The sequence below is a fragment of the Microbacterium sp. LWH7-1.2 genome (assembly GCF_038397755.1).
GTDB lineage: Bacteria > Actinomycetota > Actinomycetes > Actinomycetales > Microbacteriaceae > Microbacterium.
Genome location: NZ_CP151637.1, coordinates 716833 through 732432 on the forward strand (window position 1 = coordinate 716833; position 15600 = coordinate 732432).

Consider the following 15600-nt stretch of genomic DNA (forward strand, 5'->3'; position numbering starts at 1 on the left):
TTCCGAACCCAGACCTTCAACCGCCGCGGCCTCGCGCGGTCCGAAAGAGGAGAAGTACAGGCATGGTGAACAGCACCGTCGAGAAGCTCAGCCCGACCCGGGTGAAGCTGCACATCACGGTCAGCCCCGACGAGCTCAAGCCGTCGATCAAGCACGCGTACGAGCACATCGCGCAGGACGTGCAGATCCCCGGCTTCCGCAAGGGCAAGGTGCCCGCGCCGATCATCGACCAGCGCATCGGCCGTGTCGCGGTGCTCGAGCACGCCGTCAGCGAGGGCCTCGACACGTTCTACCGCGAGGCCGCAGCCGCTCACGAGCTGCGTGTGCTCGGCCGCCCGTCGGCCGAGGTCACCGAGTGGCCGAACGAGAAGGACTTCTCAGGTGACCTCGAGGTCACCGTCGAGGTCGACGTCCGGCCCGAGTTCGACCTGCCGTCCTTCGAGGGCACGACCGTCGAGGTCGACGCCGTCGAGGTCGACGAGGCCGCGATCGACGAGGAGCTGGACCGCCTGCGCGGCCGCTTCGGCACGCTCGTGACGGTCGACCGTCCCGCGGCCAACGGCGACTTCGTCGAGCTCGACCTCGTGGCCGCCATCGACGGCGCCGAGATCGATCGTGCGGAGGGCGTCTCGTACGAGGTCGGCTCGGGCGAGCTCCTCGAGGGCATCGACGAGGCCATCGACTCGCTCACCGCCGGCGAGGACACCACCTTCCGCTCGAAGCTCGTCGGCGGTGACCACGCCGGCGAGGAGGCCGAGGTCTCGGTGACCGTCAAGGCCGTCAAGGAGCGCGAGCTCCCCGAGGCCGACGATGACTTCGCTCAGATCGCGAGCGAGTTCGACACCATCGCGGAGCTGCGCGACAGCCTCAAGGAGCGGGTCGGCCAGCAGGGCGCCTTCACCCAGGGCTCCGCCGCGCGCGACAAGCTGATCGAGACGCTGCTCGAGCAGGTCGAGATCCCCGTCCCGCCGCAGCTCATCGAGGACGAGGTGCACAACCACCTCGAGGGTGAAGGCCGTCTCGAGGACGACGTCCACCGCGCCGAAGTGGCCGAGGCCAGCGAGAAGCAGTTCAAGACCCAGATGCTGCTGGACAAGATCGCCGAGACGGTCAATGTGCAGGTCTCGCAGGACGAGCTCACGCAGTACCTCGTCCAGTCGGCCGCCCAGTACGGCATGGCCCCGCAGGACTTCGTGAACGCGCTGCAGGAGGGCAACCAGCTCCCCGCCATGATCGGCGAGGTCGCGCGCAACAAGGCCCTCGCCGTCGCGCTCGGCAAGGTCAACGTCGTCGACACCAACGGCAAGCCCGTCGACCTCAGCGGCTTCGTGGCCACCGAGGACGAGGAAGAGGTCGTCCAGGAGGCGGAGGAGATCGCGGATGCAGCGGCCGACGCCGACGCCGTGATCGAGGCCGAGGAGGCCGCGGCGGCCGAGAAGCCCGCCAAGAAGGCCCCCGCGCGCAAGCCCGCCGCGAAGAAGGCTGCCGCCGAAGACGAGGCCGCCGCGAAGAAGGCTCCCGCCAAGAAGCCGGCAGCCAAGAAGGCTCCGGCAAAGAAGGCGGCCGACGCCGAGTGACGCCCGTCACGGCCGGCACTCGCGCAGTGACCGATTGAGAGAAGAGGACGGATGCCGCGGCATCCGTCCTCTTCTCTCATGTGTGCGCTCTGCCCAGGGCGAACACGGGCGGGTCGTTCGCGGGGCGCCGGTAGATTCGATGGCGACCCAAGGAAACAGGAGTACACATGGCCGAACCACTTGTCGCGACCAGCGTCTTCGACCGGCTGCTGAAGGACCGCATCATCTGGCTGGGGTCGGAGGTGCGTGACGACAACGCCAACGAGATCTGCGCGAAGATCCTGCTTCTCGCCGCCGAGGACTCCGAGAAGGACATCTACCTCTACATCAACTCGCCCGGTGGCTCGATCACGGCCGGCATGGCGATCTACGACACCATGCAGTTCGTCCCCAACGACATCGTCACGGTCGGAATCGGCATGGCCGCCTCGATGGGCCAGCTCCTGCTGACGGCGGGCACGAAGGGCAAGCGCTACATCACGCCCAACGCCCGCGTGCTCCTGCACCAGCCCCACGGCGGGTTCGGCGGCACCGCGAGCGACATCCAGACGCAGGCGCAGCTCATCCTCGACATGAAGAAGCGTCTGGCCGAGATCACGGCCAAGCAGACGGGCAAGAGTGTCGAGCAGATCAACGCCGACGGCGACCGGGACCGCTGGTTCGGCGCCGAGGAGGCGCTCGAGTACGGCTTCGTCGACCACATCCGCGAGTCCGCGACGGACGTCATCGGCGGCGGCGGCACCGCCTCCGACAGCTGAGACCGAAGGCGAAAGAGAGAGAACCCGGAATGCAGACCCCCACCTTCGGAGCAGCGGCGCCTCAGGCGCTCCAGATGCCCGGAAGCCGCTACATCCTGCCGCAGTTCGAGGAGCGCACCGCGTACGGCTACAAGCGCCAGGACCCGTACAACAAGCTGTTCGAGGACCGCGTCATCTTCCTGGGCGTCCAGGTCGACGATGCCTCGGCGGATGACGTCATGGCCCAGTTGCTCGTGCTCGAGTCGCAGGACCCCGACCGCGACATCATCATGTACATCAACTCGCCCGGCGGCTCATTCACGGCGATGACGGCGATCTACGACACCATGCAGTACGTGTCGCCGCAGATCCAGACCGTGGTGCTCGGCCAGGCCGCGTCGGCGGCCGCCGTGCTGCTGGCAGCCGGCGCGCCCGGCAAGCGCCTGGCGCTTCCGAACGCGCGCATCCTGATCCACCAGCCCGCCGTCGGCGAGGCCGGCCACGGTCAGGCGTCGGACATCGAGATCCAGGCGGCCGAGATCCTGCGCATGCGAACCTGGCTCGAGGAGACGCTCGCGAAGCACTCGAACAAGACGCAGGCAGAGGTCAACAAGGACATCGACCGAGACAAGATCCTCTCCGCTGAGGAGGCGGTCACGTACGGCCTCGTCGACCAGGTGCTCACCACGCGCAAGCGCGGTCAGCAGGCCCTGACGAAGTAGTCTGTCCGCACGACTGCGGACAGACCAGCGCCCCGCCCCCGGCCAGCCGGGTGGCGGGGCGCCGGCGTGCGGGGCGGGTTCTCTCTCCGCGAACCGCGGGTCGTCCACAACGTGCGTCGCAATGCCGCCGCATGTCGGCCCCAGCTATTAGGCTCGGAGAACAGCTGGGGGGCTCGCCCCCGACGTACGAGGAGGAGCGGCATGGCACGCATCGGTGAGAGCGCCGACTTGTTCAAGTGCTCCTTCTGCGGCAAGAGTCAGAAGCAGGTCCAGCAGTTGATCGCCGGGCCCGGCGTGTACATCTGCGACGAGTGCGTCGAGCTGTGCAACGAGATCATCGAAGAGCGCATGGCGGAGTCGTCGTCCGGCGTCGTCGCCGACTTCGACCTGCCGAAGCCCCGCGAGATCTTCGCGTTCCTCGAGGAGTACGTCGTCGGGCAGACCGACGCCAAGCGCGCGCTCTCCGTCGCCGTGTACAACCACTACAAGCGCGTGCGCGCCCACGGCACGATCCAGTCGGCCGAGCAGCGAGCCGACGAGATCGAGATCGCCAAGAGCAACATCCTCCTCCTCGGCCCGACAGGCTGCGGCAAGACCTATCTCGCGCAGACCCTCGCAAAACGCCTCAACGTGCCGTTCGCCGTCGCGGACGCCACCGCCCTCACCGAGGCCGGCTATGTCGGTGAAGACGTGGAGAACATCCTCCTCAAGCTGCTGCAGGCCGCCGACTTCGACACGAAGCGCGCAGAGACCGGCATCATCTACATCGACGAGGTCGACAAGATCGCGCGCAAGGCGGAGAACCCGTCGATCACGCGCGACGTCTCGGGCGAGGGCGTCCAGCAGGCTTTGCTGAAGATCCTGGAAGGCACCGTCGCCTCGGTTCCCCCGCAGGGCGGCCGCAAGCATCCCCATCAGGAGTTCATCCAGATCGACACGACGAACGTGCTGTTCATCGTGGCCGGCGCGTTCGCCGGGCTGGAGGACATCATCTCCTCCCGCGTCGGCAAGCACGGCGTCGGCTTCGGCGCCTCGCTGCACCGCAAGGACGAGGACCTCAACCTCTTCGGCGACGTGCAGCCCGAAGACCTGCACAAGTTCGGCCTGATCCCGGAGTTCATCGGCCGTCTGCCGGTCGTCGCCTCGGTCTCGCCGCTCGACCGCGAGGCGCTCATGGAGATCCTCACCGAGCCGAAGAACGCTCTGGTGAAGCAGTACCACCGCATGTTCGAGCTCGACGGTGTGACGCTCGAGTTCGACCGCGAGGCGCTCGAGGCGATCGCCGACCTGGCGGTGGCGCGCAAGACCGGTGCGCGCGGCCTCCGAGCGATCCTCGAGGACGTCCTCGGTCCGATCATGTTCGAGATCCCCTCGACGGACGACGTCGACAAGGTCATCGTCACCCGCGCGGCCGTCGACGAAGGCGCTCCGCCGACGCTCGTGCTGCGGGAGAAGCGCAAGAGCGCCTGACCAGGGTCCCCACTCCCACCGCGGGATTCCACATGGCCGACGTCGTACCGGACCTCGAGGGCTTCTCGGGTGTCGTCAGCGCGCGGCGCGGCGATGAGGTGCTCGGAGAGTGGGCGGTCGGGTTCGCAGACCGCACCGCGGGTGCGCCGAACACACCCCGGACGCGCTTCGGACTCGCCAGCGGCACGAAGACCTTCACTGCGCTCACCACGCTCTCCCTCATCGGCGACGGCTTGCTGCATCAGGACACCCGCGCGAGAGAGATCCTCCACGACGACCTGCCGCTCATCGCCGACGATGTCACCGTCGACCACCTGCTGACACACACCTCCGGCATCGGGGACTATCTCGACGAAGAGGTCGACGCGTTGGCCCCGTTGAGCGTCCCCGTGCAGCGGTTGGACTCCACGCCCGCATACCTGCCGATGCTCGAGGGCTTCCCGACGAAGTTCCGCGCCGGTCAGCGATTCTCCTACTGCAACGGCGGCTACGTCGTGCTGGCGATCATCGCTGAAAGGGTCGCGGGTGAGCCGTTCGCCGACCTCGTACGCACGCGGGTGTTCGAACCGGCCGACATGGAAGCGTCGGGCTTCCCGCGCTCCGACCTGCTGCCGGCGGGGACGGCTACCGGCTACAAGCAGGACGGCCGAACCAACGTCTTCGAGCTCCCGGTGGTCGGGTCGGGGGACGGGGGAGCGCACTCCACGGCGCGCGACCTCCACCGCTTCTGGCAGGCGCTCCTGGCGGGGCGCATCGTGCATCCGTCGCTCGTCGCGCTGCTCACCGAGAGGGTCACGGCCGACGCCGGTGACGGACTCGGCTACGGCCGAGGGGTGTGGCTCGACGCCGAAGATCTCATCATCGCGGGCGGCGACCACGGCGTCGTGGCCGTGAGTCGGCATCACCCGCCGACCGCGACCACCGTCACCGGTCTCGCGAACGTCGAGGTGCCGACATTCGCGCGCGTCCGCGAGTTGATGCGCGCGGTCACCGCGGACGGTGTCGTACCCGCCGAGTAGTTTCGGCGCATGCCCAGCCTCCGTCCGTTCCAGATCCACGTGTCCGAAGCCGACCTCGCGGATCTGCGGGCGCGCCTCAACCGGTTCCGACCCCTCCCGGATTCGCCTCGGCGACCGCCTTCCGGCATGACCGCCGACTACCTCGACGACCTCGTCGAGGCATGGCGCCACTGGGACTGGCGAGCCCGCGAGGCGTGGCTGAACGGGCACGCGCAGTTCCTCGCAGACATCGGCGACACCACGATCCACTTCGCGCATCTTCGGTCTGCGCGCGACGACGCCCCCGCGCTCCTGGTGATGCACGGCTGGCCGCACACCTTCGCCCTGCAGCTCGACTTCGCGGATCTGCTGCCCGACTTCCACGTCGTCGTGCCGAGCTTCCCGGGCTTCGCGTACTCGACCGCGTACACCGACGGCCCGATGACCGAGACGCGGCTGGCCGAGACGATGCATTCGCTGATGACCGAGGTGCTCGGGTACACCTCCTACCTCACGTACGGGGAGGACGTCTCCGCGAACGTCAACGATCTGATCGCGGGAACACATCCGGAGACCGTCGCGGGAGTCGTGGTCACCCACTCGCATTTCCCGTCTATGGCGGAGCGTCCCGGGCTCACCGCCACCGACGAGGTCGCCTTCTTCACGAGGCTCGAGCAGTGGGGCGGTGCCAACGGTGCGTACGGGCATGTACAGGCAACGCGCCCCGACACGCTTGCGGCCGCGCTGAACGATTCGCCGGCGGGTCTGCTCGCCTGGCTGGCTGAGAAGCTCGTGGAGTGGAGTGACACGCCCGCGGGAGACCCCAGCGCCGTCGAGGGCAGGATCTCTCGGGAGCGCATCCTGACCGAAGCGATGATCTACTGGACGACCGAGAGCATCGGCACGTCGTTCCGCCCGTACTACGAAGGGGCCGACCAGCCGGATGAGATGCCGCCCGTCGTGATCCCGGCATCCGTCCATATTCAGCGCCACGAAGGCGACTACCCCGAATCCCTGGCTCGACGCTTCTACCGCGACCTGCGCGTGTTCGAGCGGCTCGACGAGGGCGGGCACTTCGCGATCGCCGAAGTGCCCGCCGTCATGGCCGAGCGGGTGCGCGCGTTCGCGCGTGAGCTCGACCTGGTGTGACGGGCTAGTCCGCGAGGCCGCGGCGTGCGAGGAGCGGCTCGATCTCGGCGTCCCGCCCGCGGAAGTCGCGGTAGGCCTCGAGCGGGTCCTTCGATCCACCCACCCCGAGCAGTCGTCCGCGGAAGCGGTCGCCATTCTCGCGACGCAGGCCGCCGTTCTCGCGGAACCACTCCACCGTGTCGGCGTCGAGCACCTCGCTCCAGATGTACGAGTAGTAGCCGGCGCTGTAGCCGCCCGAGAACACGTGGGCGAAGTACGTCGACGAGTACCGGGTCGGCACGGCCGGGTTGTCGAGGCCGATGTCGGCGAGGGCGGCCGCCTCGAAGTCGGCGACGTCGATGTCCGCCGCGGCGCCGGCCACCGAGAGGGAGTGCCACGCCTGGTCGAGCCACGCTGCCGCGAGGTACTCGCTGGTCGCGAAGCCCTGGTTGAACGCCTCCGACGCGTGGAGCTTCTCGACGATCTCGGCGGGCAGCGGCTCGCCGGTGTCGATGTGGCGGGCATACGACGCGAGGATCTCCGGCCAGTAGATCCACATCTCGTTGACCTGGCTCGGGAACTCGACGAAGTCGCGGTAGACGTTGGTGCCCGCGAAGTGCGGGTACGTGACGGTCGCGAAGAGGCCATGCAGGGCGTGGCCGAACTCGTGGAACAGAGTGGTGACCTCGTCGAGGCTGAGCAGCGTCGGGCGCCCCTCGGCCGGCTTCGGCACATTGAGGTTGTTGACCACGATCGGCTGGGTGCCGCGCAGGCGCGACTGCAGCACGATCGAGTTCATCCACGCGCCGCCGCGCTTCGTGTCGCGCGTGTAGAGGTCGAGGATGTACAGCCCGAGTGTCGAACCGTCTGCGTTGCGGACCTCGAAGATGCGCGTGTCGGGGTGGTAGCCGCCGAGGTCCGTGCGCTCGGTGAAGGTGATGCCGTACAGGTCGGTCGCGGCGCGGAACACGCCGTCCTTGAGCACCCGCTCCGCCTCGAACCAGGGCCGCAGCGCCGCGCGGTCGAGGTCGTACTCGGCGGCGCGAACCTTCTCGGTGTAGAACGCCCAGTCGTGTGCTTCGAGGGCGAACGGCGCGGGGCCGGCGTCGATGATGGCCTGCAGCTTCGCCTGCTCGCGTCGCGCATTCCGCGCCGCCGGTGCGGCGAGCTGGCGCAGCAGGTCGTGGACTGCCGCGGGAGAGCCGGCGGTCTCGTCCGACGTGATGTACGCGGCGTGCGAGTCGTAGCCGAGCAGGGCGGCGCGCTCTGCGCGCAGACGCACGATCTCGAGCAGGGTCGCGCGGTTGTCGTGGTCGTTGCCTCGGGAGCCGCGGGAGCGGGATGCCGCGAGCAGGCGCGCACGCGAATGCCGATCGGTGAGGCTCGCCAGGTAGGGGTGGCCGGTGAAGAGGGTGAGGGTCACGACCCACTTGCCCTCCAGTCCTCGATCCGCCGCGGCCTGCGCCGCCGCGGAGAGCTCGCCCTCGGAGAGGCCGTCGAGCTCGGCGGCGTCGTCGAAGACGATCGCCAGGTCGTTGGTGTCGGCGAGCAGATTCTTCTCGAACTGCGTCGTGAGGGTCGAAAGCCGCTGGTTGAGCTCGGTGAGCCGCTTCTTCGACTCATCGTCGAGGCCCGCACCGGCGTGGGCCATCTCGGTGTGGTGGCGCTCGACGAGGTAGCGCTGCTCGGGGGTCAGGTCGAGTTCGTCGAGCTGATCGTGGATCGTCTTGATGCGCCAGAACAGGGCGGAGTCCAGCTGGATCGAGTCCTGGTGCGCCGCCATGAGCGGCGCGAGCTGCTCCTCGATCTCCTGGATCTCGGCCGTCGCGTCTGCCGAGGACACCGTGTAGAAGGTCCGCGCGATGTCACCGAGCACTCGTCCGCTCTCCTCCAGCGGCACCAGCGTGTTCTCGAACGTGGGCATCGATCGGGCGCGCGTGATCGCGGAAACCTCGGCGGTGTGGGCGGCGAAGGCCTGCTCGAACGCCGGCAGATAGTGCTCGGGGCGAATGGCTGCGTAGTCGGGCAGCCCGTACGGCAGCGTGCTGGGGGACAGAAGCGGGTTGTCGTGCGGCATGGCGTCCAGCCTAGTCACGCTGTCGGCCCATGCCGAGAGTCTTTTGCAAAGACCAGCTTGCAAACAACTGATTGCAAAGAAGCCCTTGCAAAGAATGCTTTGCATCGCTAATCTGGGGTCATGGCTGAGAACGAGACTCCGCGGGGGCAAGACGCCGCCCGCACCGAGCAGCGCCACAACCAGGACCGCGTCCTGGACTCGGGCGCCCTCAGGGCGCTTGCGCACCCGCTTCGCGTGAAGATCTACGACATCCTCAGCCAGTACGGTCCGCAGACGGCGAGTTCGCTCGCCGAGCGACTGGAGGAGTCCAGTGGATCGACGAGCTACCACCTTCGCGCCCTCGCCAAGCAGGACCTCATCCGGGAGGCCGAGGATCGCGGCACCGGCCGCGAGCGCTGGTGGGAGCGTCCGGTCGGGGGCGTGTCGTTCGCGAACCCCGACGCGATGACGACGCCCGCGGGCCGCGCGGCGACGCAGGTCGTGATGAACGAGTTCCTGCGCAACCGCAACGACCAGCTGCTCGACTTCGTCAACAGGGGGATCGGCGGCGAGGACGAGATGTGGCAGGAAGGGACGCTGATCTCCACCGCGACCGCCCGCCTCACGCCGGAGCAGAGCAAGGAACTGGCGCTGAAGATCATGGCGCTCATCGACGAGACCGTCGACAACTACCGCAATCAGACCGGAGAGGACGTCCGGCCCGTCACCATCCGGGCCGACCTGTTCCCGCTCCCGCAACTTGGAGGACAGTCATGACCGCCATCACGGCAGACGAACTGGCAGCACGTGGGTTCCGGGCATCCGCCACCCGATTCGACCGCGCGCTGCTGCGCGCAGCATCCGCTCTCGACGCGTACGTCGTCGCACGTGTCGAGAAGCGAGACGACGCCCAGGAGCGTCGCGCGCTGGCCGTACAGGCCGCCGCGAGCGTTGCGCGGCGCGAAGCCGAGGCGCGCGCGGCGATGGGGTTGCTTCCGCGATGAGCGAGAGCGTCGACACGGCGGAGCGGACCGGATCGCCGGCCGGGCGGGAAGGCAGGGTCCCGCTCGGCCGCGATTTCGGCAAGCTGTGGACGGCGGCCGCCTTCAGCAACCTGGCCGACGGCCTCGGGCGAGTGGCAGTTCCGCTCATCGCCACCACCCTCACCCGTGATCCGCTGGCCATCTCGGCGATCGGGGCGCTGGCGTTCCTCCCGTGGCTCGTCTTCGGCCTGCCCGCGGGCATGATCGTCGACCGCTTCGACCGACGATGGATCATGGCGATCGCGAACGGCATCCGCGGCCTTGCCGCTGTCGGGCTCGCCGTCCTCACCGTCGCGGGGGCGCTCGACATCTGGTGGCTGTTCGCCGGCGTGCTGGTGTTCGGCCTGGGCGAGACGCTGTTCGACAACGCGACCAATGCGATCGTGCCGAGCGTGGTGAAGCGCCCCGCCCTCGACCGCGCCAACGGCTGGCTGCAGGCTGCGCAGATCACGATCGACAGCTTCATCTCTTCGCCGATCGGCGGCGTGCTGTTCGCGATCTCGCTCGCGCTCCCGCTCTGGGTGGGCGCGGCGGGCTACCTGATCCCCATCGTGCTCGCGGTGATGCTTCCCCTGTCCGCCGCTCGTCCACTGCACGGTGCGCCCGCCGCGTCGGTGCGAGCCGACGCGGCGGTGGCGGCGGGCGACCCGCTGGCAGCTTCCGAGGAGGCTTCCGAGAAGAGTGTCGGGACGGGTGCCGCCACGGCAGCCCGCCCGAACGTCTCGGCCCGCGACGCCTTCGCTTACCTGTGGAACCACCGGTTCCTGCGCTCGATGGTGATCTTCACGTCCATCGTCGGCTCGGCGTTCGCGTTCGCCCAGGCACCCGTGTTCTTGTACTTCCTCGACGTGCAGCACGTTCCGGCGGCTGCGATCGGCGTGGTCACCGCCGGGATCGGGCTCGGCGGACTCGGCGGCTCGCTCGTCGCCTCCTCGCTCGTTGCGAAGTTCGGCCGTGGCGCTGTCATGCTGGGCGCCAACGTCGTTGCAGCGCTCAGCCTCGCTGCCGTCTGGGCGGCACCCGAGGCGATCACTGGGACGATCGCCTACGGCCTCATGGCGGCCGCCGTGTCGGTGTGGAACGTGCCCTGGGGTGCGCTGCGCCAGACGATCGTGCCCGGCCACCTGTTCGGCCGCGTGCTGGGCATCAGCCGCACGTTCACGTGGGGCATCTTCCCGTTCGCGACGCTCCTCGGCGGGTGGGTCGCCCGCATCGACCTGCGGCTGCCGTTCCTCATCGCAGCGGGGGTCACAATCGTCGCGACCCTCTTCGCCGTTCGGCTGCTCCTCTCGGCGTCGCAGCACGACGCACCGGAGGAATGAGTCGCGGAGGCCTACCCGAAGCCGTCGTCCGGATCGTGCCGGACGACGGCTTCGCCGTCGGCGTCCAGCGACACGATCACGCCCGTGTCGAGCTCCGCGATGGGCTTGCCCTCGAGCCACGTGAGCGTCCAGCGCGGACGCGGCTGACCCAACTGGTCGCCCGGGATCGTCTCGTCGACGGAACGGATGCCGCGCACCAGCGCTGCCGGGACGGCCTTCGGCGGTTCGTCGCCCGAGGTCCAGCGTGTTCCGAGCTGCATGTCACACCTCCTGAGGAGCGAGCTCGACGCCCTCGATGACGAGCTCGTCCGACCCGTCGATCAGCTCGAGCGTCTCGATGCGGCCGACGGCCCGCAGATCGCCCTCCGCGAGGCGCAGGTTCGCGATGGTGAGATCGTCGGAGCGAAGCGTGAGGGACGCGACCGGGGTCTTCTGCGAGGCCTTCGCCTCCGTCTTCGCACGGCGGATGCCGATCAGCGCGGCACTCACCGCCGTGAGCACGGCCGGGTCGCCCCACTCCTCTTCCGGCGCGACAGGCCAGTCCGCGGTGTGCACCGAGCCGTCGTTGAACCACGACCACGCCTCTTCGGTCGCGAACGCGAGCACGGGAGCCAACAGCCGCAGCAGCGCCGACAGCGCCAGACGCAGGGCGAGTGCCGCGGAGGCCTGCCCGGAGTCCGTCTGGTTGTAGGCGCGCTCCTTGACGAGCTCGAGGTAGTCGTCGCAGAACGTCCAGAAGAACGACTCGGTCAGCTCCAGCGCACGCGCGTGGTCGTAGTTGTCGAGCGCCTTGGTGGCATCCCGCACCACACCGTGGAGGGTGGCGAGCATCGACGCGTCCAGCGCGTGCGTCACCTCGGCGCCTTCGGGCACGGGGAACGACAGTACGAACTTCGCGGCGTTGAGCACCTTGATCGCAAGGCGACGGCCGATCTTCACCTGCGTGGGGTTCTGCGGGTCGAACGCGGCGTCCGTGCCGAGGCGGCTCGAGGCCGCCCAGTACCGTACCGCGTCCGAACCGTGCTGCGAGAGGATGTCGGCGGGCGTGACGACGTTGCCCTTCGACTTCGACATCTTCTTGCGGTCCGGGTCCACGATGAAGCCGGAGATCGCCGCATCCGTCCACGGCGCACGATCGTCCTCGAGGGCGCTGCGCAGCATCGTGGAGAACAGCCACGTGCGGATGATGTCCTGGCCCTGCGGGCGCACGTCGAACGGGGCGACGAGGTTCCAGAGCTCCGGGTCGCGCTCCCAGCCGCCCGCGAGCTGCGGCGTGAGCGACGAGGTCGCCCAGGTGTCGAAGATGTCGTTCTCGCCCTCGAAGCCGCCCGGCACGCCGCGCTGGTCGGCCGTGTAGCCTTCCGGCACGTCGGTGGACGGGTCGATCGGCAGCGACGCGTGGTCAGGGGTGAGCACGCGGTCGTAGTCTCGCTCCCCGTTCTCGTCGAGCGCGTACCAGACCGGGATCGGCACGCCGAAGAAGCGCTGGCGCGAGACGAGCCAGTCGCCGGTGAGGCCGTTGGTCCAGTTCTCGTAGCGCACCCGCATGAAGTCCGGGTGCCACGACATGTCCTTGCCGAGCGCGATGAGCTTGTCGCGCAGAGCTTCGTCGCGGGCGCCGTTGCGGATGTACCACTGGCGCGTCGAGACGATCTCCATCGGGCGGTCGCCCTTCTCGTAGAACTTCACGACGTGCGTGAAGGGCTTCGGGTCGCCGACCAGCTCGCCCGACTCCTGCAGCAGCTCCACGACGCGCTTCTTGGCGCTGAACACCGTCTTGCCCGCCAGCTCCGCGTACGCCGCCTGCCCGGCATCCGTCGTGATCGCGTCCGGGGCTTCGGTGATCACGCGGCCGTCGAGACCGAGGATCGTGCGGTTGGGCAGGTTCAGCTCGCGCCACCAGATGATGTCGGTCACGTCGCCGAAGGTGCAGATCATCGCGATGCCCGAGCCCTTGTCGGGCTGCGCCAGCGGGTGCGCCAGCACCGGCACCTCGACATCGAAGAGCGGCGTGCGCACCGTCGTGCCGAAGAGGGGCTGGTAGCGATCGTCGTCGGGGTGGGCGACCAGCGCGACGCAGGCGGGCAGCAGCTCAGGGCGGGTGGTCTCGATGTGAACGTCGCCGGCGCCGTCGGTGCGGTGGAAGGCGACCCGGTGGAACGCGGCGGGCTGCTCGCGCTCCTCGAGTTCAGCTTGGGCGATCGCGGTGCGGAAGTCGATGTCCCACATCGTCGGCGCGAGGTCCTGGTAGGCCTCGCCGCGCTCGAGGTTGCGCAGGAACGCGAGCTGGCTGGTGCGGATCGTGTCGTCGGAGATGGTGCGGTAGGTCTGCGTCCAGTCGACACTCAGGCCCAGCTGGCGAAAGAGCGCCTCGAAGTGCTTCTCATCCTCGACGGTGAGTCTCTCGCAGAGCTCGATGAAGTTGCGGCGGCTGACAGGCACCTGGTCGGCGGCGCGGCTCGACTTGTTGTCGCCGCCCTCGAACGGCGGCGTGAAGTCGGCGTCGTACGGCAGCGACGGGTCGCACCGCACGCCGTAGTAGTTCTGCACGCGGCGTTCGGTCGGCAGGCCGTTGTCGTCCCAGCCCATCGGATAGAACACGGCCTTGCCGCGCATGCGCTCGTAGCGCACCTTGAGGTCGGTGTGCGTGAACGAGAAGACGTGCCCGATGTGCAGGCTCCCCGACGCCGTCGGCGGGGGAGTGTCGACCGAGTACACGCCCTGACGGCCGACCTCGGCGGCGCGGGCGCGGTCGAACAGGTACGTGCCCTGCCCCGACCACGCGGCATCCCACTTCTGCTCGAGTCCCTCCAGCGCGGGCTTGTCCGGGATCTGACCCTGTGCGGGGCGGGCGTCGGTCATGGCGTCTCCTCGAGGCGATATGTGCGGCACTGTGTGAGCGTGCCTGAATGTGGGATGTCGCTCGATTCTACCCGGGCGACACACACCCGAAGGGCGCAACGGATGCCGCGGGCCGCGGCATCCGTTCCCGTTCAGGCGTTCGCGGTCGCGGTGGCGGGGTCCGTCGCGAGCTCGGGTTCCACGGCGCGGCGCGAGGCGAACCACGCCGAGACGAGCGTGATGACGGACATGATCGCGAGGATCACCCCCGGGTGCCACCACGCGAAGCCCGTGGCCACGCCGAGCTCGAACGTGAGGTACGGGACGAAGCCGCTGATGGTCGCCGCCAGAGCATACGAGACCGACAGTGCGGAGTAGCGGAAGCGGTCGGGGAAGAGGTCGTTCATCAGACCCCCGAGCGCGGCCCACGCCATCGTCGGCAGGATGCCGCCGACGAGCATGGTCGCGACGAGGATCGGGAACGTGGCGAACTGGAGCAGGAAGTACATCGGGAAGGTGATGAGGAGCGTGCCCAGCGCGCCCCACACCACGACGTTCGCGGAGCCGACCCGGCTCGCCCACGCGCCGAACAGCGGGATGGTGACGAGCTGCAGCAGACCGCCGATCGTGGTGGCGATGAGCAGATCCTGGAAGCTGAAGCCGAGTCGCTCCACGCCGTAGTTGACCGTGTAGGTGTTCATCAGCGAGTACGACCCGATGCCGAGGAGGGCCGCGCCGATGGCGATGGCCATGGCGCCGGGGCGCTGCGCGAACATCGTGAGGAACGGGACGCGGTCGCGGCGCCCCTCTGCGACCACACGCTCGAACACCGGCGTCTCGCTGATCGACCACCGCAGGTACAGCGACACGAGCAGCAGGGGGATCGCAAGGAGGAACGGGATGCGCCATCCCCACTCGGCGATCTGCTCCGCCGGAAGGACGGCCGTCAGCACGATGAACACGGTGGCGGAGAGGATCGAGCCCACGGGCGAGACGAGCTGGGGGACGGCGGCGTAGAAGGCGCGCTTGACCGGCCCGGAGTTCTCGGTCGCGATGAGGATGGAGCCGCCCCATTCGCCGCCGAGCGACAGGCCCTGCACGATGCGCAGGAGGATCAGCAGGACGGCGCCGAGCCAGCCCGCCTGGGCGTAGGTCGGGAGGACGCCGATGAGGCCGGTCGCGACGCCCATGATGGCGACCGTCCACAGCAGTGTCGCGCGCCGGCCCAGGCGGTCACCCATGTAGCCGAAGATCACGGCGCCGATCGGGCGCACGACGAAAGCGAGTGCGATGGTGAGGAACGCCGCGCTGGTCGCGCCGAACTCGCCCAGCGGGTCGAAGAACAGCGGCCCGACGAAGAACGCCGAGAAGTATGCGAACAGGTAGAAGTCGAAGGATTCGAGGGAGGTTCCCACCATCGACGCCCACGCGACGCGACGCGTCGGGGCGGTCTCGAGGGCGAGCGCGGTATCGGGTGCTGCTGCGGTCACGGGAGTCGATCTTGGCACGAGTCCAGAAACCTCGGCAGCCGCTTCCGCATTCCCTCTTGCACGGCCACGGTAGAATCGTCGGACCAGCGCGGATCCGGCCATCACCGGGGAGCTCTCGGAAGAACAGGACGCCACCACCGTGGCTTCCTCATTAGAACCGAGCGGGTCAGGCCCGTCACAGCCGCAGTGAGAGAGGGCGGTCGCCTCGGCGCCGTC

General features: G+C 68.7%; 13 protein-coding genes. 9 read left to right on the top strand and 4 right to left on the bottom strand.

Annotated features, from left to right (window positions below; all coding sequences use genetic code 11):
* Nucleotides 1-62: 62 nt before the first annotated feature.
* The 6 genes from tig (at nt 63) to MRBLWH7_RS03440 (ending at nt 6653) form a co-directional block, all read left to right on the top strand.
* On the top strand, nt 63-1577 hold the full coding sequence (gene tig / locus MRBLWH7_RS03415) for a trigger factor (RefSeq protein ID WP_341999147.1): 1515 nt from the start codon (nt 63-65) through the stop codon (nt 1575-1577).
* A 167-nt stretch (nt 1578-1744) separates the two neighbouring features.
* Complete coding sequence (locus MRBLWH7_RS03420; RefSeq protein ID WP_341999149.1) at nt 1745-2335, top strand: ATP-dependent Clp protease proteolytic subunit; 591 nt, start codon at nt 1745-1747, stop codon at nt 2333-2335.
* Nucleotides 2336-2364: 29 nt separating this feature from the next.
* Nucleotides 2365-3036: an ATP-dependent Clp protease proteolytic subunit gene (locus MRBLWH7_RS03425; protein ID WP_310291089.1), complete on the top strand. Its 672-nt coding sequence runs from the start codon at nt 2365-2367 to the stop codon at nt 3034-3036.
* Between the two features lie 201 nt (nt 3037-3237).
* Nucleotides 3238-4506 carry an ATP-dependent Clp protease ATP-binding subunit ClpX gene (gene clpX / locus MRBLWH7_RS03430; RefSeq protein WP_116193219.1) on the top strand — a complete coding sequence of 423 codons (1269 nt, stop codon included), beginning with the start codon at nt 3238-3240 and terminating at the stop codon, nt 4504-4506.
* A 32-nt stretch (nt 4507-4538) separates the two neighbouring features.
* Nucleotides 4539-5525 (top strand): serine hydrolase domain-containing protein, encoded by a 987-nt coding sequence (locus MRBLWH7_RS03435; protein ID WP_341999156.1) that lies wholly within the window; start codon nt 4539-4541, stop codon nt 5523-5525.
* Between the two features lie 9 nt (nt 5526-5534).
* Nucleotides 5535-6653 (top strand): epoxide hydrolase N-terminal domain-containing protein, encoded by a 1119-nt coding sequence (locus MRBLWH7_RS03440; protein WP_341999158.1) that lies wholly within the window; start codon nt 5535-5537, stop codon nt 6651-6653.
* A gap of 4 nt (nt 6654-6657) precedes the next feature.
* On the opposite strand, the gene MRBLWH7_RS03445 is transcribed toward MRBLWH7_RS03440, so the two are convergent.
* A complete protein-coding gene (locus tag MRBLWH7_RS03445; protein WP_341999160.1) occupies nt 6658-8709 on the bottom strand; it encodes a M3 family metallopeptidase in 2052 nt (683 codons plus the stop codon).
* Nucleotides 8710-8829: 120 nt separating this feature from the next.
* Between MRBLWH7_RS03445 and MRBLWH7_RS03450 the strand changes: the two genes are divergently transcribed.
* From MRBLWH7_RS03450 to MRBLWH7_RS03460, 3 genes are read left to right on the top strand one after another with little or no spacing between them, the layout of a single operon-like run.
* The gene (locus MRBLWH7_RS03450) at nt 8830-9465 is read left to right on the top strand and encodes a helix-turn-helix domain-containing protein (RefSeq protein ID WP_341999162.1); all 636 of its coding nucleotides are present in this window, start codon (nt 8830-8832) and stop codon (nt 9463-9465) included.
* Nucleotides 9462-9692 (top strand): hypothetical protein, encoded by a 231-nt coding sequence (locus MRBLWH7_RS03455; protein WP_341999164.1) that lies wholly within the window; start codon nt 9462-9464, stop codon nt 9690-9692. Before MRBLWH7_RS03450 ends, MRBLWH7_RS03455 begins: the two co-directional genes overlap by 4 nt.
* The gene (locus MRBLWH7_RS03460) at nt 9689-11053 is read left to right on the top strand and encodes an MFS transporter (RefSeq protein WP_341999166.1); all 1365 of its coding nucleotides are present in this window, start codon (nt 9689-9691) and stop codon (nt 11051-11053) included. The genes MRBLWH7_RS03455 and MRBLWH7_RS03460 overlap by 4 nt, the downstream gene beginning before the upstream one ends.
* A gap of 11 nt (nt 11054-11064) precedes the next feature.
* Here MRBLWH7_RS03460 and MRBLWH7_RS03465 read toward each other — a convergent pair whose 3' ends face one another.
* The 3 genes from MRBLWH7_RS03465 to MRBLWH7_RS03475 all read right to left on the bottom strand — a co-directional run bounded on the left by MRBLWH7_RS03465 (nt 11065) and on the right by MRBLWH7_RS03475 (nt 15384).
* Nucleotides 11065-11313, bottom strand: a complete 249-nt coding sequence (locus MRBLWH7_RS03465) for a hypothetical protein (protein ID WP_341999168.1) — start codon at nt 11311-11313, stop codon at nt 11065-11067.
* A gap of 1 nt (nt 11314) precedes the next feature.
* Complete coding sequence (gene valS, locus MRBLWH7_RS03470; protein ID WP_341999169.1) at nt 11315-13915, bottom strand: valine--tRNA ligase; 2601 nt, start codon at nt 13913-13915, stop codon at nt 11315-11317.
* A gap of 131 nt (nt 13916-14046) precedes the next feature.
* Nucleotides 14047-15384 carry an MFS transporter gene (locus tag MRBLWH7_RS03475; protein ID WP_341999171.1) on the bottom strand — a complete coding sequence of 446 codons (1338 nt, stop codon included), beginning with the start codon at nt 15382-15384 and terminating at the stop codon, nt 14047-14049.
* Between the last annotated feature and the right edge of the window lie 216 nt (nt 15385-15600).